This is a genomic window from Pseudomonas sp. GW821-FHT11G12 (assembly GCF_058808055.1).
Window position 1 is genome coordinate 351,357 of the sequence record NZ_JBXARH010000003.1, and the last position, 15,373, is coordinate 366,729.

The 15,373-nt window shown below is 61.4% G+C and carries 18 protein-coding genes and 1 pseudogene; 13 read left to right on the plus strand and 6 right to left on the minus strand.

Features of this window, described 5'->3' with window-relative positions:
* Positions 1–20 precede the first annotated feature (20 nt).
* A complete protein-coding gene (phaC, locus tag AC1RR7_RS12860; RefSeq protein ID WP_102620212.1) occupies positions 21–1,703 on the plus strand; it encodes a class II poly(R)-hydroxyalkanoic acid synthase in 1,683 nt (560 codons plus the stop codon).
* Positions 1,704–1,733: 30 nt separating this feature from the next.
* Positions 1,734–2,354, plus strand: coding sequence for a TetR/AcrR family transcriptional regulator (locus AC1RR7_RS12865; protein ID WP_096819930.1), 621 nt, complete (start codon positions 1,734–1,736; stop codon positions 2,352–2,354).
* A gap of 58 nt (positions 2,355–2,412) precedes the next feature.
* On the opposite strand, the gene AC1RR7_RS12870 is transcribed toward AC1RR7_RS12865, so the two are convergent.
* The 3 genes from AC1RR7_RS12870 to AC1RR7_RS12880 all read right to left on the minus strand — a co-directional run bounded on the left by AC1RR7_RS12870 (position 2,413) and on the right by AC1RR7_RS12880 (position 4,122).
* Entirely contained in the window at positions 2,413–3,252 is an 840-nt protein-coding gene (locus AC1RR7_RS12870; RefSeq protein ID WP_273538711.1) for a phasin family protein, read from the minus strand.
* Positions 3,253–3,262: 10 nt separating this feature from the next.
* Entirely contained in the window at positions 3,263–3,685 is a 423-nt protein-coding gene (locus AC1RR7_RS12875) for a phasin family protein (protein ID WP_096819932.1), read from the minus strand.
* Positions 3,686–3,846: 161 nt separating this feature from the next.
* A complete protein-coding gene (locus AC1RR7_RS12880; RefSeq protein ID WP_085711042.1) occupies positions 3,847–4,122 on the minus strand; it encodes a polyhydroxyalkanoic acid system family protein in 276 nt (91 codons plus the stop codon).
* A 165-nt stretch (positions 4,123–4,287) separates the two neighbouring features.
* Between AC1RR7_RS12880 and ubiE the strand changes: the two genes are divergently transcribed.
* From ubiE to AC1RR7_RS12935, 11 genes and pseudogenes are all read left to right on the plus strand, one after another.
* Positions 4,288–5,058, plus strand: coding sequence for a bifunctional demethylmenaquinone methyltransferase/2-methoxy-6-polyprenyl-1,4-benzoquinol methylase UbiE (ubiE, locus tag AC1RR7_RS12885; protein ID WP_007952418.1), 771 nt, complete (start codon positions 4,288–4,290; stop codon positions 5,056–5,058).
* Positions 5,058–5,681, plus strand: a complete 624-nt coding sequence (locus AC1RR7_RS12890) for a ubiquinone biosynthesis accessory factor UbiJ (protein ID WP_007952419.1) — start codon at positions 5,058–5,060, stop codon at positions 5,679–5,681. Before ubiE ends, AC1RR7_RS12890 begins: the two co-directional genes overlap by 1 nt.
* Positions 5,678–7,282, plus strand: coding sequence for a ubiquinone biosynthesis regulatory protein kinase UbiB (ubiB, locus tag AC1RR7_RS12895; RefSeq protein WP_096819933.1), 1,605 nt, complete (start codon positions 5,678–5,680; stop codon positions 7,280–7,282). The genes AC1RR7_RS12890 and ubiB overlap by 4 nt, the downstream gene beginning before the upstream one ends.
* A gap of 80 nt (positions 7,283–7,362) precedes the next feature.
* The gene (gene hisI / locus AC1RR7_RS12900; RefSeq protein WP_007909357.1) at positions 7,363–7,764 is read left to right on the plus strand and encodes a phosphoribosyl-AMP cyclohydrolase; all 402 of its coding nucleotides are present in this window, start codon (positions 7,363–7,365) and stop codon (positions 7,762–7,764) included.
* Positions 7,757–8,089 (plus strand): phosphoribosyl-ATP diphosphatase, encoded by a 333-nt coding sequence (locus tag AC1RR7_RS12905; protein WP_007952422.1) that lies wholly within the window; start codon positions 7,757–7,759, stop codon positions 8,087–8,089. Before hisI ends, AC1RR7_RS12905 begins: the two co-directional genes overlap by 8 nt.
* A 25-nt stretch (positions 8,090–8,114) precedes the next feature.
* Complete coding sequence (locus AC1RR7_RS12910; RefSeq protein WP_493157608.1) at positions 8,115–8,393, plus strand: twin-arginine translocase TatA/TatE family subunit; 279 nt, start codon at positions 8,115–8,117, stop codon at positions 8,391–8,393.
* Positions 8,394–8,403: 10 nt separating this feature from the next.
* Complete coding sequence (tatB, locus tag AC1RR7_RS12915) at positions 8,404–8,856, plus strand: Sec-independent protein translocase protein TatB (protein ID WP_192559568.1); 453 nt, start codon at positions 8,404–8,406, stop codon at positions 8,854–8,856.
* A 256-nt stretch (positions 8,857–9,112) separates the two neighbouring features.
* Positions 9,113–9,907, plus strand: coding sequence for a twin-arginine translocase subunit TatC (gene tatC, locus AC1RR7_RS12920; RefSeq protein ID WP_493157611.1), 795 nt, complete (start codon positions 9,113–9,115; stop codon positions 9,905–9,907).
* On the plus strand, positions 9,904–10,611 hold the full coding sequence (locus AC1RR7_RS12925; RefSeq protein ID WP_085711040.1) for a 16S rRNA (uracil(1498)-N(3))-methyltransferase: 708 nt from the start codon (positions 9,904–9,906) through the stop codon (positions 10,609–10,611). The genes tatC and AC1RR7_RS12925 overlap by 4 nt, the downstream gene beginning before the upstream one ends.
* A 223-nt stretch (positions 10,612–10,834) precedes the next feature.
* A pseudogene (locus AC1RR7_RS12930) lies at positions 10,835–11,779 on the plus strand (methyl-accepting chemotaxis protein); the annotation flags it as partial.
* A gap of 141 nt (positions 11,780–11,920) precedes the next feature.
* The gene (locus AC1RR7_RS12935; RefSeq protein WP_371858310.1) at positions 11,921–12,634 is read left to right on the plus strand and encodes a methyl-accepting chemotaxis protein; all 714 of its coding nucleotides are present in this window, start codon (positions 11,921–11,923) and stop codon (positions 12,632–12,634) included.
* 75 nt (positions 12,635–12,709) lie between these two features.
* Here the strand turns inward: AC1RR7_RS12935 and AC1RR7_RS12940 are convergent, their stop codons facing one another.
* The 3 genes from AC1RR7_RS12940 to AC1RR7_RS12950 all read right to left on the minus strand — a co-directional run bounded on the left by AC1RR7_RS12940 (position 12,710) and on the right by AC1RR7_RS12950 (position 15,350).
* Positions 12,710–13,444 (minus strand): amino acid ABC transporter ATP-binding protein, encoded by a 735-nt coding sequence (locus tag AC1RR7_RS12940; protein WP_102620217.1) that lies wholly within the window; start codon positions 13,442–13,444, stop codon positions 12,710–12,712.
* Positions 13,437–14,396 carry an amino acid ABC transporter permease gene (locus AC1RR7_RS12945; RefSeq protein WP_096819938.1) on the minus strand — a complete coding sequence of 320 codons (960 nt, stop codon included), beginning with the start codon at positions 14,394–14,396 and terminating at the stop codon, positions 13,437–13,439. Before AC1RR7_RS12945 ends, AC1RR7_RS12940 begins: the two co-directional genes overlap by 8 nt.
* 156 nt (positions 14,397–14,552) lie before the next feature.
* On the minus strand, positions 14,553–15,350 hold the full coding sequence (locus tag AC1RR7_RS12950; protein ID WP_085711037.1) for a transporter substrate-binding domain-containing protein: 798 nt from the start codon (positions 15,348–15,350) through the stop codon (positions 14,553–14,555).
* Positions 15,351–15,373: the final 23 nt, after the last annotated feature.

Consider the following 15,373-nt stretch of genomic DNA (forward strand, 5'->3'; position numbering starts at 1 on the left):
AGACGAAGGAGTGTTGAGTCATGCGCGACAAACCAGCGACGGGCGTAGTGCCCAGTCCTGCCGTTTTCATCAATGCACAAAGTGCAATGACCGGCCTGCGTGGCCGCGACCTGATTTCGACGTTGCGCAGCGTAGCCGCCCACGGCCTGCGCAACCCGATTCACAGCGCGAGGCACGCGTTGAAACTCGGTGGCGCGCTCGGACGCGTGCTGCTCGGCGAAACCCTGCACCCGACCAACCCCAATGACAGCCGCTTCGCCGACCCGGCCTGGAGCCTAAACCCGTTCTACCGCCGGAGCCTGCAGGCTTATTTGAGCTGGCAGAAGCAGGTCAAGAGCTGGATCGACGACAGCAGCATGAGCGATGACGATCGCGCCCGTGCGCACTTCGCTTTTTCCCTGATCAACGACGCCGTCGCGCCCTCCAACACGCTGCTCAATCCGCTGGCGGTCAAGGAGCTGTTCAACTCCGGCGGCCACAGCCTGGTGCGTGGGCTGAGCCATCTGTTCGATGACCTGCTGCACAACGACGGCCTGCCGCGCCAGGTGACCAAGCAGGCTTTCGAAGTCGGCAAGACCGTCGCCACCACCACAGGCTCAGTGGTGTTTCGCAACGAAATGCTTGAGCTGATCCAGTACAAGCCGATGAGCGAAAAGCAGTATTCAAAACCGCTGCTGGTGGTGCCGCCACAAATCAACAAGTACTACATTTTCGACCTGAGCCCGAACAACAGCTTCGTCCAGTACGCCCTGAAGAACGGCTTGCAGACCTTCATGATCAGCTGGCGCAACCCGGACGTGCGCCATCGCGAATGGGGCCTGTCGACCTACGTCGAAGCCGTAGAAGAAGCGATGAACATCTGCCGGGCGATCACCGGCGCCCGCGAAGTCAACCTGATGGGCGCCTGCGCCGGAGGGCTGACGATCGCCGCGTTGCAGGGGCACTTGCAGGCCAAGCGGCAACTACGGCGGGTCTCCAGCGCAACCTATCTGGTGAGCCTGCTCGACAGCCAGATCGACTCTCCGGCCACACTGTTCGCCGATGAACAGACCCTCGAAGCGGCCAAGCGCCGCTCCTACCAGAAAGGCGTGCTGGACGGTCGCGACATGGCCAAGGTGTTCGCCTGGATGCGTCCCAACGATCTGATCTGGAGCTACTTCGTCAACAACTACCTGCTGGGCAAGGAGCCGCCGGCGTTCGACATCCTCTACTGGAACAACGACAGCACCCGTCTGCCCGCCGCGTTTCATGGCGATCTGCTGGATTTCTTCAAGCACAACCCGCTGATTCATTCGGGCGGCCTGGAAGTCTGCGGCACGCCGATCGACCTGCAGAAAGTCACGGTCGACAGTTTCAGCGTGGCCGGCATGAACGACCACATCACGCCATGGGACGCGGTGTATCGCTCGACCTTGCTGCTCGGTGGCGAGCGGCGCTTCGTGCTGTCCAACAGCGGCCATGTGCAGAGCATTCTCAACCCGCCGAGCAACCCCAAGGCCAACTTCGTCGAAAACGGCAAGATGAGCAGCGACCCGCGTGCCTGGTACTACGACGCGAAAAAAGTCGACGGCAGCTGGTGGCCGCAGTGGCTGGAATGGGTTCAGCAGCGCTCCGGCACCCTGCGCGAAACCCAGATGGCCCTTGGCAACGCGAACTATCCACCGATGGAGGCGGCGCCCGGCACTTACGTGCGTGTGCGTTGACCAGCCCCAAACGCCCTTTAAGAAGACTGGATGAAAACAAGCGAACGGATCCTCGAATGTGCCCTGCAGTTGTTCAACGAAAAGGGCGAGCCGAACGTCTCCACCATGGAGGTTGCCAATGAAATGGGGATCAGCCCCGGCAACCTCTACTACCACTTTCACGGCAAGGAGCCGCTGATCCTCGGGTTGTTCGAGCGCTTCCAGAACGAACTGGCGCCACTGCTCGACCCGCCCGCGGATGTAGAGCTGGCGCCGGGGGATTACTGGCTGTTCCTGCACTTGATCGTCGAGCGGCTGGCGCAGTACCGGTTCCTGTTCCAGGACCTGTCGAACCTGGCCGGACGCCTGCCGAAACTGGCCAAGGGCATCCGCAACTTTCTCAACGTCCTGAAGCGCACGCTGGCGTCATTGCTGGCGCGATTGAAGGCGTCCGGGCAGTTGGTCAGTGATACCCAGGCGCTGGGGCAACTGGTGGAGCAGATCACCATGACCTTGCTGTTCTCGCTGGACTATCAGCGGATTCTCGATCGCGAGGGGGAAGTGAGGCTGGTGGTGTACCAGATCATGATGCTGGTGGCACCGCACCTGTTGCCGCCGGTGAAAGTGGCGACGGAGCGGATGGCGCTGCAGTACCTCGAAGATCACGAGTGACCGCCCAAACAAAAACGCCCGACCTTCACAGGCCGGGCGTTTTCTTGAGCCCTGAAAATCAGGACTGACTGGTCGGCGTCGACGGAGTCGATGCAACAGTCGGAGCAGGCGCCGGGGTTGGAGCCGAAGCGGAGTTCGACGTACTTGCCAGTGCTGCCGGTGTGGTCACCGGTTTCGGCGCAGCGGCTTTCGGCGCGGCCGGTTTTTTCACTGCTGGTTTTTTCGCCGCAGCCGGTTTGGCGGCAGGCTTGGCAGCGGGTTTGGCGGCAGCAGTTTTCGCTGCTGGCTTGGCCGCTGGTTTTGCAGCAGGTTTCGCGGCGGCCTTGGCGGCAACCGGTTTGGCCGCGGCTTTCGCTGCGGGCTTGGCGGCTGCGGTTTTGGCCGCAGGTTTTGCTGCAGGTTTAGCAGCAGCCTTGGCCAATGGTTTGGCAGCAGGTTTTGCCGCCGGTTTGGCTGCAGCGGTTTTGGCCGCTACAGGCTGGGTCTTCAGGCCGGTGAGCTTTTCAATCTGCTTGGTCAGGGTGTCGACCTTCTTGTGCAGATCCTTCACCTCGTTGCGGCTCGGTACACCCAGGCGCGAAATCGCACTGTTCAGGCGCTTGTCGAAAGCCCCTTCCAGTTGATCCCACGTGCCCAGCGCGCGATCTTTCACGCCGCTGATGCGCGATTTGGCCGAGTTTGCAGAGTCCTTGGCAGCATCGACTGTCTTGCCGACTGCAGCCTTGGTGAGCTTCTCGGCTTTCTCGCCGTCTTTGACCAATGTATCGAAGAGCTTGCTGCCGTCAGTGTCGATCTTCGAGTACACGCCTAAACCAGCCAGCCAGATCTTGCGGGAGTAGTCTTCGACTTTCCCGATCCACGAGCTGCCTTCTTTATCGGTGTTCTTTTTACCAGCCATCCCGTTCTCCTTAAGATTTACGCGCGACGCGTTCGAGCAATGCCGTCAGCTCATCGAGCTTAGCAGAGAGTGCCTCAACGTCATGTTTAGACGGAATGCCGATACGATTCAAGGCACTGGCGACACGCGTGTCGAACGCCTTCTCGACCTTGTCGAGCTGAACTTCGACGCGGCCTTTGAAAGAGCTGACTTCGCTCTTGGCTTCGTCGATCTCGGCATTGGCCGCTTCGAGTTTTTCGGTGACGACTTTTTTGCCTTTCTTTTCAACAGTTTGACCAGCCTTGATCAACTCCTGAAAGTACTCGCTGCCCTCCTGACCGACCTTGGTGTAGGCACCCAGGCCTGCCAGCCAGATCTTGCGGGCATAGGATTTGACGTCGCTCAGAGCAGAAGTCGAGGCGTCGATTTTTTTCTTCAAAATAACTTTGGCCATGGTGCACCTCACGCGCAGAAGGTTTGAGGAACTGCCCGGACGTGTGTCGGGCTCAGGCACAAAGTAGGGAGAAAAATTAGAAACGGCACCCTAACAACTGACATAAAAGGCAGGTGCACCACAAAGAAAAAGAGCAGCCCGAAGCTCCCCCTCTGTTCTGTTCAGACCAGCGCCTTGTCCAGCGCCTTCTCGATCTCGGCTTTGATCATGCCGCTCATGGCCGACATCATCAGGCCCAGTTCCACGTCGACCCGGATCGAATCCTCGGCCACATGCACCGCGCCTTTCACGCCCGAACGCTTGAGGTTCAGGGTGTCACCCGCCCACTGCGGCTCGAGGCCATACTGATCGGACAGTTTCTGCGCCAGCTTGTCGGCTTTCTCGCGGGCAACTTCCTTGCCCAGGCTGTGGGCACGCTCAACACTGATATGGGCCATTGAATGACTCCTGCTTTTTGAATGGGGCTATGAATGCCTGCAACGAATCTTGACCGCCACTGCGGCAAATCGTCCCGAAGGTTGCCCATCTTACCTTTAGCCATTCCAAGACAAAGCATGGCTTGGGGATTAGAATGTCGCGCATTCTCTTTTGGTGACAGCGATATGACTGATCAGCGCAAAGGCAGCGATGCCGAACCCACCACTCACTTCGGCTTCAAAAACGTTCCGGAAAGCCAGAAAGCGGAAAAAGTCGCTGAGGTGTTCCACTCCGTAGCCGCCAAGTACGACCTGATGAACGACCTTCTGTCGGGCGGCATGCACCGTCTGTGGAAGCGCTTCGCAATCGAATTGTCGGGCGTGCGCGCAGGCAACCGCGTGCTGGACATCGCCGGCGGCACGGGCGACCTGACCAAGAAATTCTCGCACCTGGTCGGCCCGACCGGTCAGGTGGTTCTCGCAGACATCAACGAATCCATGCTCAAGGTCGGTCGTGACCGCCTGCTGGATGTCGGCGTGTCGGGCAACGTCGAATTCGTCCAGGCTGACGCTGAAAAACTGCCGTTCCCGGACAACCATTTCGACTGCGTGACCATCGCCTTCGGCCTGCGCAACGTGACGCACAAGGAAGACGCCCTGCGCTCCATGCTGCGCGTACTCAAGCCTGGCGGTCGCCTGCTGGTGCTGGAGTTCTCCAAGCCGACCAACGCGCTGATGTCCAAGGCCTACGACGCCTACTCGTTCGCCTTCATGCCGCTGATGGGCAAGCTGATCACCAACGACTCGGAAAGCTATCGCTATCTGGCCGAGTCGATCCGCATGCACCCAAATCAGGAAACCCTGAAGTCGATGATGGTCGACGCCGGTTTCGACCGTGTGACCTATCACAACATGACCGCAGGCATCGTTGCCCTGCACCGCGGCATCAAACCCTGATGCTGCTGACCGGGCTGCTGGCCAGCGTCGAACTCGGCCTGAACCGCGTGCTGCGTCTCGACAGCACGGCGCTGCCGCGACTGGCGCATCTGACCGGCAAAGTGATTGCCGTGGATTGCCGCAGCCCGGCGCTGCAACTGTTCATCCTGCCGAGCGACGAAGGCCTGATGCTGGCGTCCCACTGGGAAACCGGCGTCGACTGCACCTTGCGCGCCCCGGCCTCGAGCCTGGTGAAACTGGCCCTGAGCAAGGACAAGACGGCGGTGCTGCACGCACCGGAAGTCGAACTCGACGGCGACAGCGGCGTGCTGCTGGAACTGGCGGGCGTGCTGCAGGACCTTGAGCTGGACTGGGAGTACGAACTCTCGCGCTGGCTGGGACCGGTCGCCACGCAACTGGTCGGCGGTCACCTGCGCAGCCGCGCCCGCTGGTATCAACAAGGATTTGCCAGCCTCAACCAGAACCTCGCCGAATACCTGGCCGAAGAATCGCGCACCCTCGTCGGGCAACGCGAAGCCGAAGCCCGTTTCAGCGAACTGGACCGGATCAAACTCGATCTGGAACGTCTCGAGGCGCGCTTCGAGCGCCTTTCCCGATCCCTCGACCCAAGCGATAACGCATGAAGCTGCTCGCCGTCCGCCGTCTGTTGCGCATCCAGCGCGTCGTGATCCGCTACCGCCTCGATGACCTGCTGTTCGATCTGCCATTGCCGTGGTTCCTGCTGGCGCTGCGCTACGCCTTGCCGTGGCGCTGGTTCCCGCGCAAGCCGCTGGACCTGAGCCGTGGCGCACGCCTGCGCCTGGCGTTGCAGGACCTGGGGCCGATCTTCATCAAGTTCGGGCAGATCCTCTCGACCCGCCGCGACCTGCTGCCGGAAGACATCGCCGATGAACTGATGCTGTTGCAGGACCGCGTGCCGCCGTTCGATTCGCAGCTGTCGGTCAAGCTCATCGAAGAACAGCTGGGCAAGAAGATCAGCGAAGTGTTCAGCCGTTTCGACGTCGAGCCGCTGGCCTCGGCCTCGGTCGCGCAGGTGCATGCCGCGCAGTTGAAGACCGGCGAAGAGGTGGTGGTCAAGGTGATCCGCCCGGGCCTGAAGCCGATCATCGCGCAGGATCTGGCGTGGCTGTTCATCCTCGCCCGCGCGGCCGAAAAGGTCTCCGCCGACGCCCGTCTGCTGCACCCGGTGGAAGTGGTCAGCGACTACGAAAAAACCATCTACGACGAACTCGACCTGTTGCGCGAGGCGGCCAACGCCAGCCAGTTGAAGCGCAACTTCGAAGGCTCGCCGCTGCTGTACGTGCCACAAGTCTATTGGGACTGGTGCCGGCCGAAAGTGCTGGTGATGGAGCGTATCTACGGGATTCAGGTGACGGACCTGGCGACCCTCGCCGACCAGCGCACCGACATGAAAATGCTTGCCGAGCGTGGCGTGGAGATCTTCTTCACCCAGGTGTTCCGCGACAGTTTCTTCCACGCCGACATGCACCCGGGCAACATCTTCGTCAGCACCGTCAACCCGTGGAGCCCGCAGTACATTGCGATCGACTGCGGCATCGTCGGCAGCCTGACCCCGGAAGACCAGGATTATCTGGCGCGCAACCTGTTCGCCTTCTTCAAGCGCGACTACCGCCGCGTGGCGCAATTGCACATCGATTCGGGCTGGGTGCCGGCGGAAACCAAGCTCAACGAATTCGAAGCGGCGATCCGTACCGTGTGCGAGCCAATCTTCGAAAAACCGTTAAAAGATATTTCATTTGGCCAGGTGCTGATGCGCCTGTTCCAGACCGCACGCCGCTTCAACATGGAAGTGCAGCCACAGCTCGTATTGCTGCAAAAGACCTTGCTGAACATCGAAGGCCTGGGCCGTCAGCTGTACCCGGACCTGGATCTGTGGAACACCGCGCAGCCGTTCCTCGAACGCTGGATGCGCGAGCGCGTCAGCCCGAAAGCCTTGATCGGCAACGTCCAGAGCCAGTTCGAACAACTGCCGCACCTGGCCAACATGGCCCGCGACCTGCTCGAACGCATGTCCCAGCCCCACGCCAACGATCCACCGCCGCCGTGGCACAAACGCAAGGACGACTGGTTCCTGCGCCTGCTCGGCAGCGCGCATCTGGCAGGCGGCACGATCCTCGCCGCCGGCGGCCCGTTGCACGAACTGGGGCATTGGCCCGCCGGGATCATGGTGGCAGTCGGCTTGTATCTGGTCGTTCGCCGATAGCCAGTTCCGCGATCGGCTGGCACACTGTTTCAACGCCTGAACCCGACTATTGAAGTGTGGGTTCGCTGTCGGAGTCGAAGATGAAAAACTGGCTGGACGAGATCAAGTGGGACGCCGATGGCCTGGTGCCGGCGATTGCCCAGGATCACAAGACCGGACGCGTGCTGATGATGGCCTGGATGAACCGCGAAGCCCTGGAGCTGACCGCCGCGGAAAACCGTGCAATCTACTGGTCACGTTCCCGTGGCAAGCTGTGGCGCAAGGGCGAAGAGTCCGGCCATGTGCAGACCCTGCATGAAATGCGTCTGGACTGCGACGCCGACGTGATCATCCTGATGGTCGAACAGATTGGCGACATCGCTTGCCATACCGGCCGTCAGAGCTGCTTCTACCGCGTCTTCGAAAACGGCGACTGGAAAACGGTCGACCCGGTCCTGAAAGACCCGCACGCTATTTATTCCGCAGGACACAAACATGAGTGACACCCTGACCCGCCTCGCTCAGGTGCTTGAAGAGCGCAAGGGCGCTGCTGCCGACAGCTCGTATGTGGCCAGTCTGTATCACAAGGGCTTGAACAAGATTCTGGAAAAAGTCGGCGAAGAATCGGTCGAAACGATCATTGCCGCCAAGGACGCCGCCGTCAGTGGCGACTGCAGCGACGTGATCTACGAGACCGCCGACCTGTGGTTTCACAGCATGGTCATGCTCGCCCAACTGGGGCAGCATCCGCAGGCTGTACTCGACGAGCTGGATCGTCGCTTCGGTCTGTCCGGACACGTCGAGAAAGCCTCGCGTCCGTCCGCCTGAACAACTATTAGAGAGGAACAGCAACATGGGCATTTTTGACTGGAAACACTGGATCGTCATTCTGGTTGTCGTGGTGCTGGTGTTCGGCACCAAGAAACTGAAAAACCTCGGCACCGACGTCGGCGAGTCGATCAAGGGCTTTCGCAAAGCCATGAACGACGACGAAAAACCGGCCGATCCGACCGTCACGCCTGCGCAACCGGTGCCACCGGTTCAGCCGCAAGCCACCGCTCAGGTCAACCCGCCGCACACCATCGACGTGCAGGCGCAAAAAGTCGAAGAGCCGATCCGCAAAGACGTGTGAGCACTGACTAATGTTTGGTATCAGCTTCTCTGAACTGCTGCTCGTCGGCCTCGTTGCCCTGCTGGTGCTGGGCCCCGAGCGTTTGCCGGGTGCTGCGCGCACCGCCGGCCTGTGGGTCGGGCGGCTGAAGCGCAGCTTCAACGCGATCAAACAGGAAGTTGAACGTGAAATCGGTGCCGACGAAATCCGTCGGCAACTGCACAACGAACACATTCTGTCGCTGGAGCAGGAGGCGCGGAAGATTTTCACGCCTCCGGCTCAGCAGGAGCCGACACCGGTGCCGCCGGTTGCAGAGCAAACGCCAGTGGCTCCCGTTGCGGAACAACCGGCAAGCGTCGAGCACGTTTCTGCCGCCGCCGCTGAAGCTGCGCCGATCATGAAGCCGATTGAACCTGTTGCTCCAGCCGCCGCGCCAACCACGCCGGCCCCTCACGACCCAACATTGCCGCCGCGAGCCCCATGACAAGGGCCTGTCATCGGTCATTTCCTGTGTCGCGTTGTCGTCTGAAAGCGGGCCAGGCAAGGCGTAGTCCGCAGGGAATGTGTTTTACCTTTCCAAGGACTACAACGCGGCCTGGCCCGCTTTCAGGCACAACCCGAAGGGCCGGCCCGTATTTGCGCAGGGCTGCGTTACTCGTTGCTTATTTGAAACGCCAAACTACGCGCCTCGCGCCTTGCCCTGCGCAAATACGGGCTCGGCGCGACACAGGAAATGACCGATGACAGGCCCTAGCCTCCCCGAAAACGACCAGCACATGCCGCTGGTTTCGCACCTCACCGAGTTGCGCACCCGCCTGCTGCGCTGCGTCGCGGCGATCTTCATCATCTTCGCCGGGCTGTTCGCCTTCACCCAGCAGATCTACACCTTCGTCTCGACGCCGCTGCGCAGTTACTTGCCGGCCGGCGCGACGATGATCGCCACCGACGTGTCGTCGCCGTTCCTGACGCCGCTGAAGCTGACGATGATAGTGTCGCTGTTCCTCGCGATCCCGGTGATCCTGCATCAGATCTGGGGCTTCATCGCGCCGGGCCTGTACAAGCACGAGAAGCGTGTCGCAGTGCCATTGCTGATCTCCAGCATCCTGCTGTTCTACACCGGTATGGCATTCGCCTATTACTTCGTGTTCCCGCTGATCTTCAAGTTCTTCGCCTCGGCCACCCCGGCCGGCGTGGAAATGATGACCGACATCACCAGTTACCTCGATTTCGTCATGACGCTGTTCTTTGCCTTCGGCGTGGCGTTCGAAATCCCGGTGGCCGTGGTGCTGCTGGTGTGGATCGGCGTGGTCGACGTCAAATACCTGAAGAAGATCCGCCCGTACGTGATCATCGGCTGCTTCGTGGTCGGCATGATCCTGACTCCGCCGGACATCTTCTCCCAGACCCTGCTGGCCGTGCCGATGTGGATGCTGTTCGAAGTCGGCATCCTGTTCGGCAGCCTGGTCAGCAAGCGCGAGCGCCCGGAAGAAACCGCCGACGATCACAACGACCAGCCGCCAGCGACGCAGCCATGAACCTGCTGCTGCTCGAAGAGGCCGATTTCATTGCGGCCGACCGCGTCGTGCTGCGTGATCGGCGCCTGACCCACATGCAGGAAGTCCACCGCTCGGAAGTCGGCGACAGCCTGCGGGTCGGGCGCATCAACGGGTTGATGGGCTCGGCCGAGCTGCTGCGCCTGGAAGCGGGCGAAGCCGAACTGCGGGTCACCCTCGATCAGCCACCGCCGGCCAAGCTGCCGCTGACCCTGGTACTCGCCCTGCCACGCCCGAAGATGCTGCGTCGGGTGTTCCAGACCGTGGCGACCATGGGTGTGTCGAAGGTGATTCTGGTCAACAGCTATCGCGTCGAGAAGAGCTTCTGGCAAACGCCGTTTCTGGAGCCGGAAGCGATTCGCGAGAATTTGATCCTCGGCCTCGAACAGGCCCGCGATACCGTGCTGCCGGAAATCATCATCGAGAAGCGCTTCAAGCCGTTTGTCGAAGATCGTCTGCCGGCCATCACCGACGGCACCCTCGGCCTGGTCGGCCATCCGGGCAACTTCCCGCCCTGCCCGCGCGCCCTGAGCGAACCGGTGACCCTGGCCATCGGCCCCGAGGGTGGCTGGATTCCCTACGAGATCGACCTGCTGGGCAAATCCGGCCTGCAACCGGTGCAACTCGGCGATCGCATCCTGCGCGTCGAAACCGCCGTCACTGCCCTGCTCGCCCGCCTGTTCTGAACCGCTCTGGCGCCATTCGGCGCCAGACAAATTGCGTTACAGATTGCCATCACTCAGCCGATACAGTCTCCATAAGTCCAATTAGTGGTCCGAGGGGAGTCGTCGCATGTACCGTTGGTTAGCCGAGAATCTTGGAAACGTCAGCGTCAAACGCAAGCTGGGCATCGGTTTCGGCCTGGTGCTGCTGCTGACCCTGTTGATCACCTTCACCGGTTGGACCGGCATGAGCGGCATCATTAGCCGCGGTGACAAACTCGGTTTCATCTCGAGCCTCAACGAGCTGACCAAGGACCTGCGCCTGGCGCGTCTGGACTACGAAATGCGTCGTGGCGAACAAGGCCCGGGCACAGTCAACGACCTGCTCGGCAAACTCGACAGCGGCCTGCAAACCGCTCGCAGCCTGATCGAACAGTCAGCCGACGCGGCGATGGTCGATCAGCAACTGGCCGCCGTTGCCGAATACAAACGCGCCTTCGCCGACATGACCCAGGCCACCGCCCTGCGCGAAGACGCCCGCAGCAAACTCGGCGCCACCGCCGACAATGCCGTGGCCAAGGTTGCCGAAGTCGAGAAATCCATGCTGCAAGGCGACAGCGTTGCCCAGTTCAACGCGGTGATCGACCTCAGCAAGCTGATCCAGCAGGCCCGCTTCCAGGTCCGCGGCTACACCTACAGCGCCAAGGCCGAAGCCGAACAACCGGCCCTCGACGCCATCGACAACGCCCTGAAAAACCTCGAGACCCTGCCGGCCAAACTGCCGGAACAGCACATCGCCAACCTGCAACAGGCTACCGAGTCGCTGAAAGCCTATCGCGCTGCCGTCAGCCAGTTCCGTGATTCGCAGGTTGCCAGCGCCAAGGCGCTGGCCCGCATGTCGGCCCAGGGCGACCTGTTGATGGACATCAGCAAGAAGCTCACCGACTCCCAGACCATCGTGCGTGACACCGATGCCGCCAGCGCCAAGAACCAGTTGCTGATCGCCACCTTGCTGGCCGTGGCCTTCGGCCTGCTCGCCGCCTGGGCGATCACCCGGCAGATCATCATCCCGCTGGAGCAGACCCTGAAAGTCGCCGAGCGCGTGGCCGCTGGCGACCTGACCCACAACCTAATCTCCCAGCGCCGCGACGAACTCGGCCAGTTGCAGCGTTCGATGCAGAGCATGACTCAGGGCCTGCGCGACTTGATCGGCGGGATCAGTGACGGCGTCACTCAGATCGCCAGCGCCGCCGAAGAACTGTCGGCCGTGACCGAGCAGACCAGTGCCGGCGTGAACAATCAGAAAGTCGAGACCGATCAGGTCGCCACCGCCATGAACGAAATGGCTGCCACCGTGCAGGAAGTCGCGCGCAACGCCGAGGAAGCCTCAGAAGCGGCCGTCGCCGCTGACCAACAGGCCCGCGAAGGCGACAAAGTGGTTGGCGAAGCCATCGCCCAGATCGAACGCCTGGCCACTGAAGTCGGCCACTCCACCGAAGCCATGGGCGAACTCAAGCGCGAAAGCGACAAGATCGGCAGCGTCCTCGACGTGATCAAGTCCGTGGCCCAGCAAACCAACCTGCTGGCCCTCAACGCTGCCATCGAAGCGGCCCGCGCCGGTGAAGCCGGACGTGGTTTCGCGGTGGTTGCTGACGAAGTGCGCAGCCTCGCGCAACGCACCCAGAAGTCCACCGAAGAAATCGAAGAGCTGATCGTCGGCCTGCAGAACGGCACCCAGCAAGTGGCGACGATCATGGACAACAGCCGCACGCTGACCCAGAGCAGCGTGGAACTGACCCGTCGTGCCGGTGGCTCGCTGGAAAACATCACGCGCACCGTGTCGGCGATTCAGGCGATGAACCAGCAAATCGCAGCGGCGGCCGAGCAGCAGAGTGCCGTGGCCGAAGAGATCAACCGTAGCGTGCTCAACGTGCGGGATGTATCGGACCAGACGTCGGCGGCGAGTGAAGAGACGGCAGCGTCCAGCGTCGAGCTGGCGCGCCTGGGTACTCACCTGCAAACGTTGGTGGGACGCTTCAAGGTGTAAGTGGATGCCAGAGCGTGGGAACGATCGGTGACAAAAAAATCGCAGCCAATGGCTGCGATTTTTTTTGCCCCGCGCTTAGAGAACCTGGCGCAGGAAAGCCTGGGCCCGCGGATCCTTCGGCGCATCGAAGAACGCCGCCGGCGAGGCGTCTTCCAGCAGTTTGCCGTGATCGAAGAACAGCACCCGATCCGCCACTTCCCGGGCAAAGCCCATTTCGTGGGTCACGCAGACCATGGTCATGCCTTCCACGGCCAGGTTTTTCATCACATCCAGCACTTCACCGACCATCTCCGGGTCGAGGGCCGAGGTCGGCTCATCGAACAGCATGACCTTGGGGTCCATCGCCAGCGCCCGGGCAATCGCCACGCGCTGCTGCTGGCCGCCGGACAGGCGCGAAGGGTATTCGCGGGCCTTCTGAGCAATCCCGACCTTCTCCAGCAACGCCAGGGCCTTGGCCTCGCTTTCCTTCTGGCCACGCTTGCGCACGACTTTCTGCGCCAGGCACAGGTTTTCCAGCACGGTCATGTGCGGGAACAGGTTGAAGTGCTGGAACACCATGCCGACTTCGCGGCGGTAGGCGTTGACGTCGGTTTTCGGGTCGGCCAGTTGCAGGCCGTCGATGCTCACCGAGCCGGAATCGAATTCCTCAAGACCATTGAGGCAACGCAGGAAGGTCGACTTGCCGGAGCCGGACGGACCGATCACCACCAGCACCTCGCCCTTGGCGACGGAAGTGGTGACGTTATCCACAGCCCGGACCACTTGCCCACGGGTGTCGAAGACTTTTACCAGATCGCGGACTTCAATCACTTTGCGCGAGCCTCCGCTCAAGCCGGCTGGCGATTTTCGACAGCGGCAGGTTGATCAACAGGTACAGGCCGGCAACGCAGAACAGGATTTCGAACGGCGAAAACGAGGTGGTGATCACTTCACGACCGCTTTTCAGCAGCTCGGTGATGGCGATCACCGACACCAGCGAGGTGTCTTTCACCAGACTGATGAACTGCCCCGCCAGCGGTGGCAGCACGCGCTTGAAGGCTTGCGGCAACACTACGTGGCGCATCGACTGGCCAGCGCTCAGACCCAGCGAACGGGCGGCTTCATTCTGGCCACGGGCAATCGACTGCACGCCGGAACGGATGATTTCCGCCACGTAGGCGCCGGTGAACAGCGACAGCGCGGCGATCCCGGCGAACTCCCGGGACAGGTTCATCACCGTGCCGATGAAGAAGTAGAAAATGAAGATCTGCACCAGCAGCGGCGTGCCGCGCACCAGTTCGACATAGATCGTCGACAGGTCGCGCAGGGTCGGGTTGCTCGACAGCCGGCACAGCCCGGTCGCCAGACCGATCAACAGGCCCAGCACGCCGGACACCACCGACAGCCAAAGCGTCGTCCACAGGCCCCACAGCAGCGGACCCGCCGCCCAATGTCGGGTAACACCCACGACGTCGCCTTCAGCCACATCGTCGCCCTGGGCGAATTGCAGGCTGTTTTCGTCGACGGTCAGGTGCTGCTCGTCACCGGCATCGTTGCGCAGGGTGACTTGCGCGCTGCCGCCCTTGCGCACCAGTTCGCTGACGGTGGAAATGTCGGTCGCGCGCTGGGTTTCCTCGGCCTGATAGGCGAAGTACTGCGGCACGCGGTTCCAGCGCCATTCGTAGGACATCAGCGACGTGGCGTAATACAGCGCGCCGGCCAGGCCGATCAGCACCAGCACGGTCAGCACGTGCCAGGGCCATTGGGCTTTTTTCTGTTTCATTGAATGTTTCTCTGATTCGCTCGTTCCCACGCTCTGCGTGGGAATGCATCCTGTGACGCTCTGCGTCACGCTTGCGAAGGGACGCGGAGCGTCCCGGGCGGCATTCCCACGCGGACGGTTCGACGCCTCGACGTGGGAACGATCGGCGAGCGGGTGTTATTCCATGTCCTTGAGCCACTCGGTGCTCTTGAACCACTTGTCATGGATGCGATCGTAGGTGCCGTCTTCGTGGATCTGGTGCAGGAAGTTGTTGATGAAGTTGATGCTGTCGTAATCACCCTTCTTCAGGCCGAAGGCCAGCGGCTCGTAGGTGAACGGCTTGTCGAGGAACACCAGTTTGCCGGCACCGACCTTGTTCACCGCGACCACGTTGTACGGCGCATCGTAGATGAAGGCGTCGGCCTTGCCGTTGACCACGTCGAGCACGGCTTCCTGCTCGTTGTCGTAGCCGTGGTACTTGGCCTTGGCGATCAGCTTCTTGGCGACCATTTCACCGGTGGTACCGAGCTTGGAGGTGATGCGGTAGTCGGCGGTGTTCAGGTCTTTATAGGACTTGATGGTGCCTTCCAGTTCCTTGCGGATCAGCAGGGTCTGGCCGACCACGATGAACGGTTCGCTGAAGTTCAGGCGCAGGTTGCGCTCCTGGGTCAGGGTCATGCCGCTGCCGATCATGTCGAACTTGTCGGTCATCAGCGCCGGGATGATGCCGTCGTAACCGGTCGAAACCAGCTCCAGCTTGACGCCCATGGCCTTGGACATGGCTTTGAGGATGTCGACTTCGAAACCGATGATCTCGCCGCGCTTGTTGGTCATTTCGAACGGCATGTAGGTCGGGTCCATGCCGACTTTCAAGGTGCCGCGCTTGACCGCGTCATCGATTGCGCCGGCCTGCGCCGCATTGACTGCAACCAGTGCCGTGACGCCGACCAGCAGCATCGACAGATACTTCTTCATCTTCAAGTCCCCAAAACCATTGC

Bases quoted from the DNA above. Each gene is read 5' to 3' on its own strand.
- phaC (WP_102620212.1), top strand. From the start codon at position 21: ATGCGCGACAAACCAGCGACGGGCGTAGTGCCCAGTCCTGCCGTTTTC.
- AC1RR7_RS12865 (WP_096819930.1), top strand. From the start codon at position 1,734: ATGAAAACAAGCGAACGGATCCTCGAATGTGCCCTGCAGTTGTTCAAC.
- AC1RR7_RS12870 (WP_273538711.1), bottom strand. From the start codon at position 3,252: ATGGCTGGTAAAAAGAACACCGATAAAGAAGGCAGCTCGTGGATCGGG.
- AC1RR7_RS12875 (WP_096819932.1), bottom strand. From the start codon at position 3,685: ATGGCCAAAGTTATTTTGAAGAAAAAAATCGACGCCTCGACTTCTGCT.
- AC1RR7_RS12880 (WP_085711042.1), bottom strand. From the start codon at position 4,122: ATGGCCCATATCAGTGTTGAGCGTGCCCACAGCCTGGGCAAGGAAGTT.
- ubiE (WP_007952418.1), top strand. From the start codon at position 4,288: ATGACTGATCAGCGCAAAGGCAGCGATGCCGAACCCACCACTCACTTC.
- AC1RR7_RS12890 (WP_007952419.1), top strand. From the start codon at position 5,058: ATGCTGCTGACCGGGCTGCTGGCCAGCGTCGAACTCGGCCTGAACCGC.
- ubiB (WP_096819933.1), top strand. From the start codon at position 5,678: ATGAAGCTGCTCGCCGTCCGCCGTCTGTTGCGCATCCAGCGCGTCGTG.
- hisI (WP_007909357.1), top strand. From the start codon at position 7,363: ATGAAAAACTGGCTGGACGAGATCAAGTGGGACGCCGATGGCCTGGTG.
- AC1RR7_RS12905 (WP_007952422.1), top strand. From the start codon at position 7,757: ATGAGTGACACCCTGACCCGCCTCGCTCAGGTGCTTGAAGAGCGCAAG.
- AC1RR7_RS12910 (WP_493157608.1), top strand. From the start codon at position 8,115: ATGGGCATTTTTGACTGGAAACACTGGATCGTCATTCTGGTTGTCGTG.
- tatB (WP_192559568.1), top strand. From the start codon at position 8,404: ATGTTTGGTATCAGCTTCTCTGAACTGCTGCTCGTCGGCCTCGTTGCC.
- tatC (WP_493157611.1), top strand. From the start codon at position 9,113: ATGACAGGCCCTAGCCTCCCCGAAAACGACCAGCACATGCCGCTGGTT.
- AC1RR7_RS12925 (WP_085711040.1), top strand. From the start codon at position 9,904: ATGAACCTGCTGCTGCTCGAAGAGGCCGATTTCATTGCGGCCGACCGC.
- AC1RR7_RS12935 (WP_371858310.1), top strand. From the start codon at position 11,921: ATGAACGAAATGGCTGCCACCGTGCAGGAAGTCGCGCGCAACGCCGAG.
- AC1RR7_RS12945 (WP_096819938.1), bottom strand. From the start codon at position 14,396: ATGAAACAGAAAAAAGCCCAATGGCCCTGGCACGTGCTGACCGTGCTG.
- AC1RR7_RS12950 (WP_085711037.1), bottom strand. From the start codon at position 15,350: ATGAAGAAGTATCTGTCGATGCTGCTGGTCGGCGTCACGGCACTGGTT.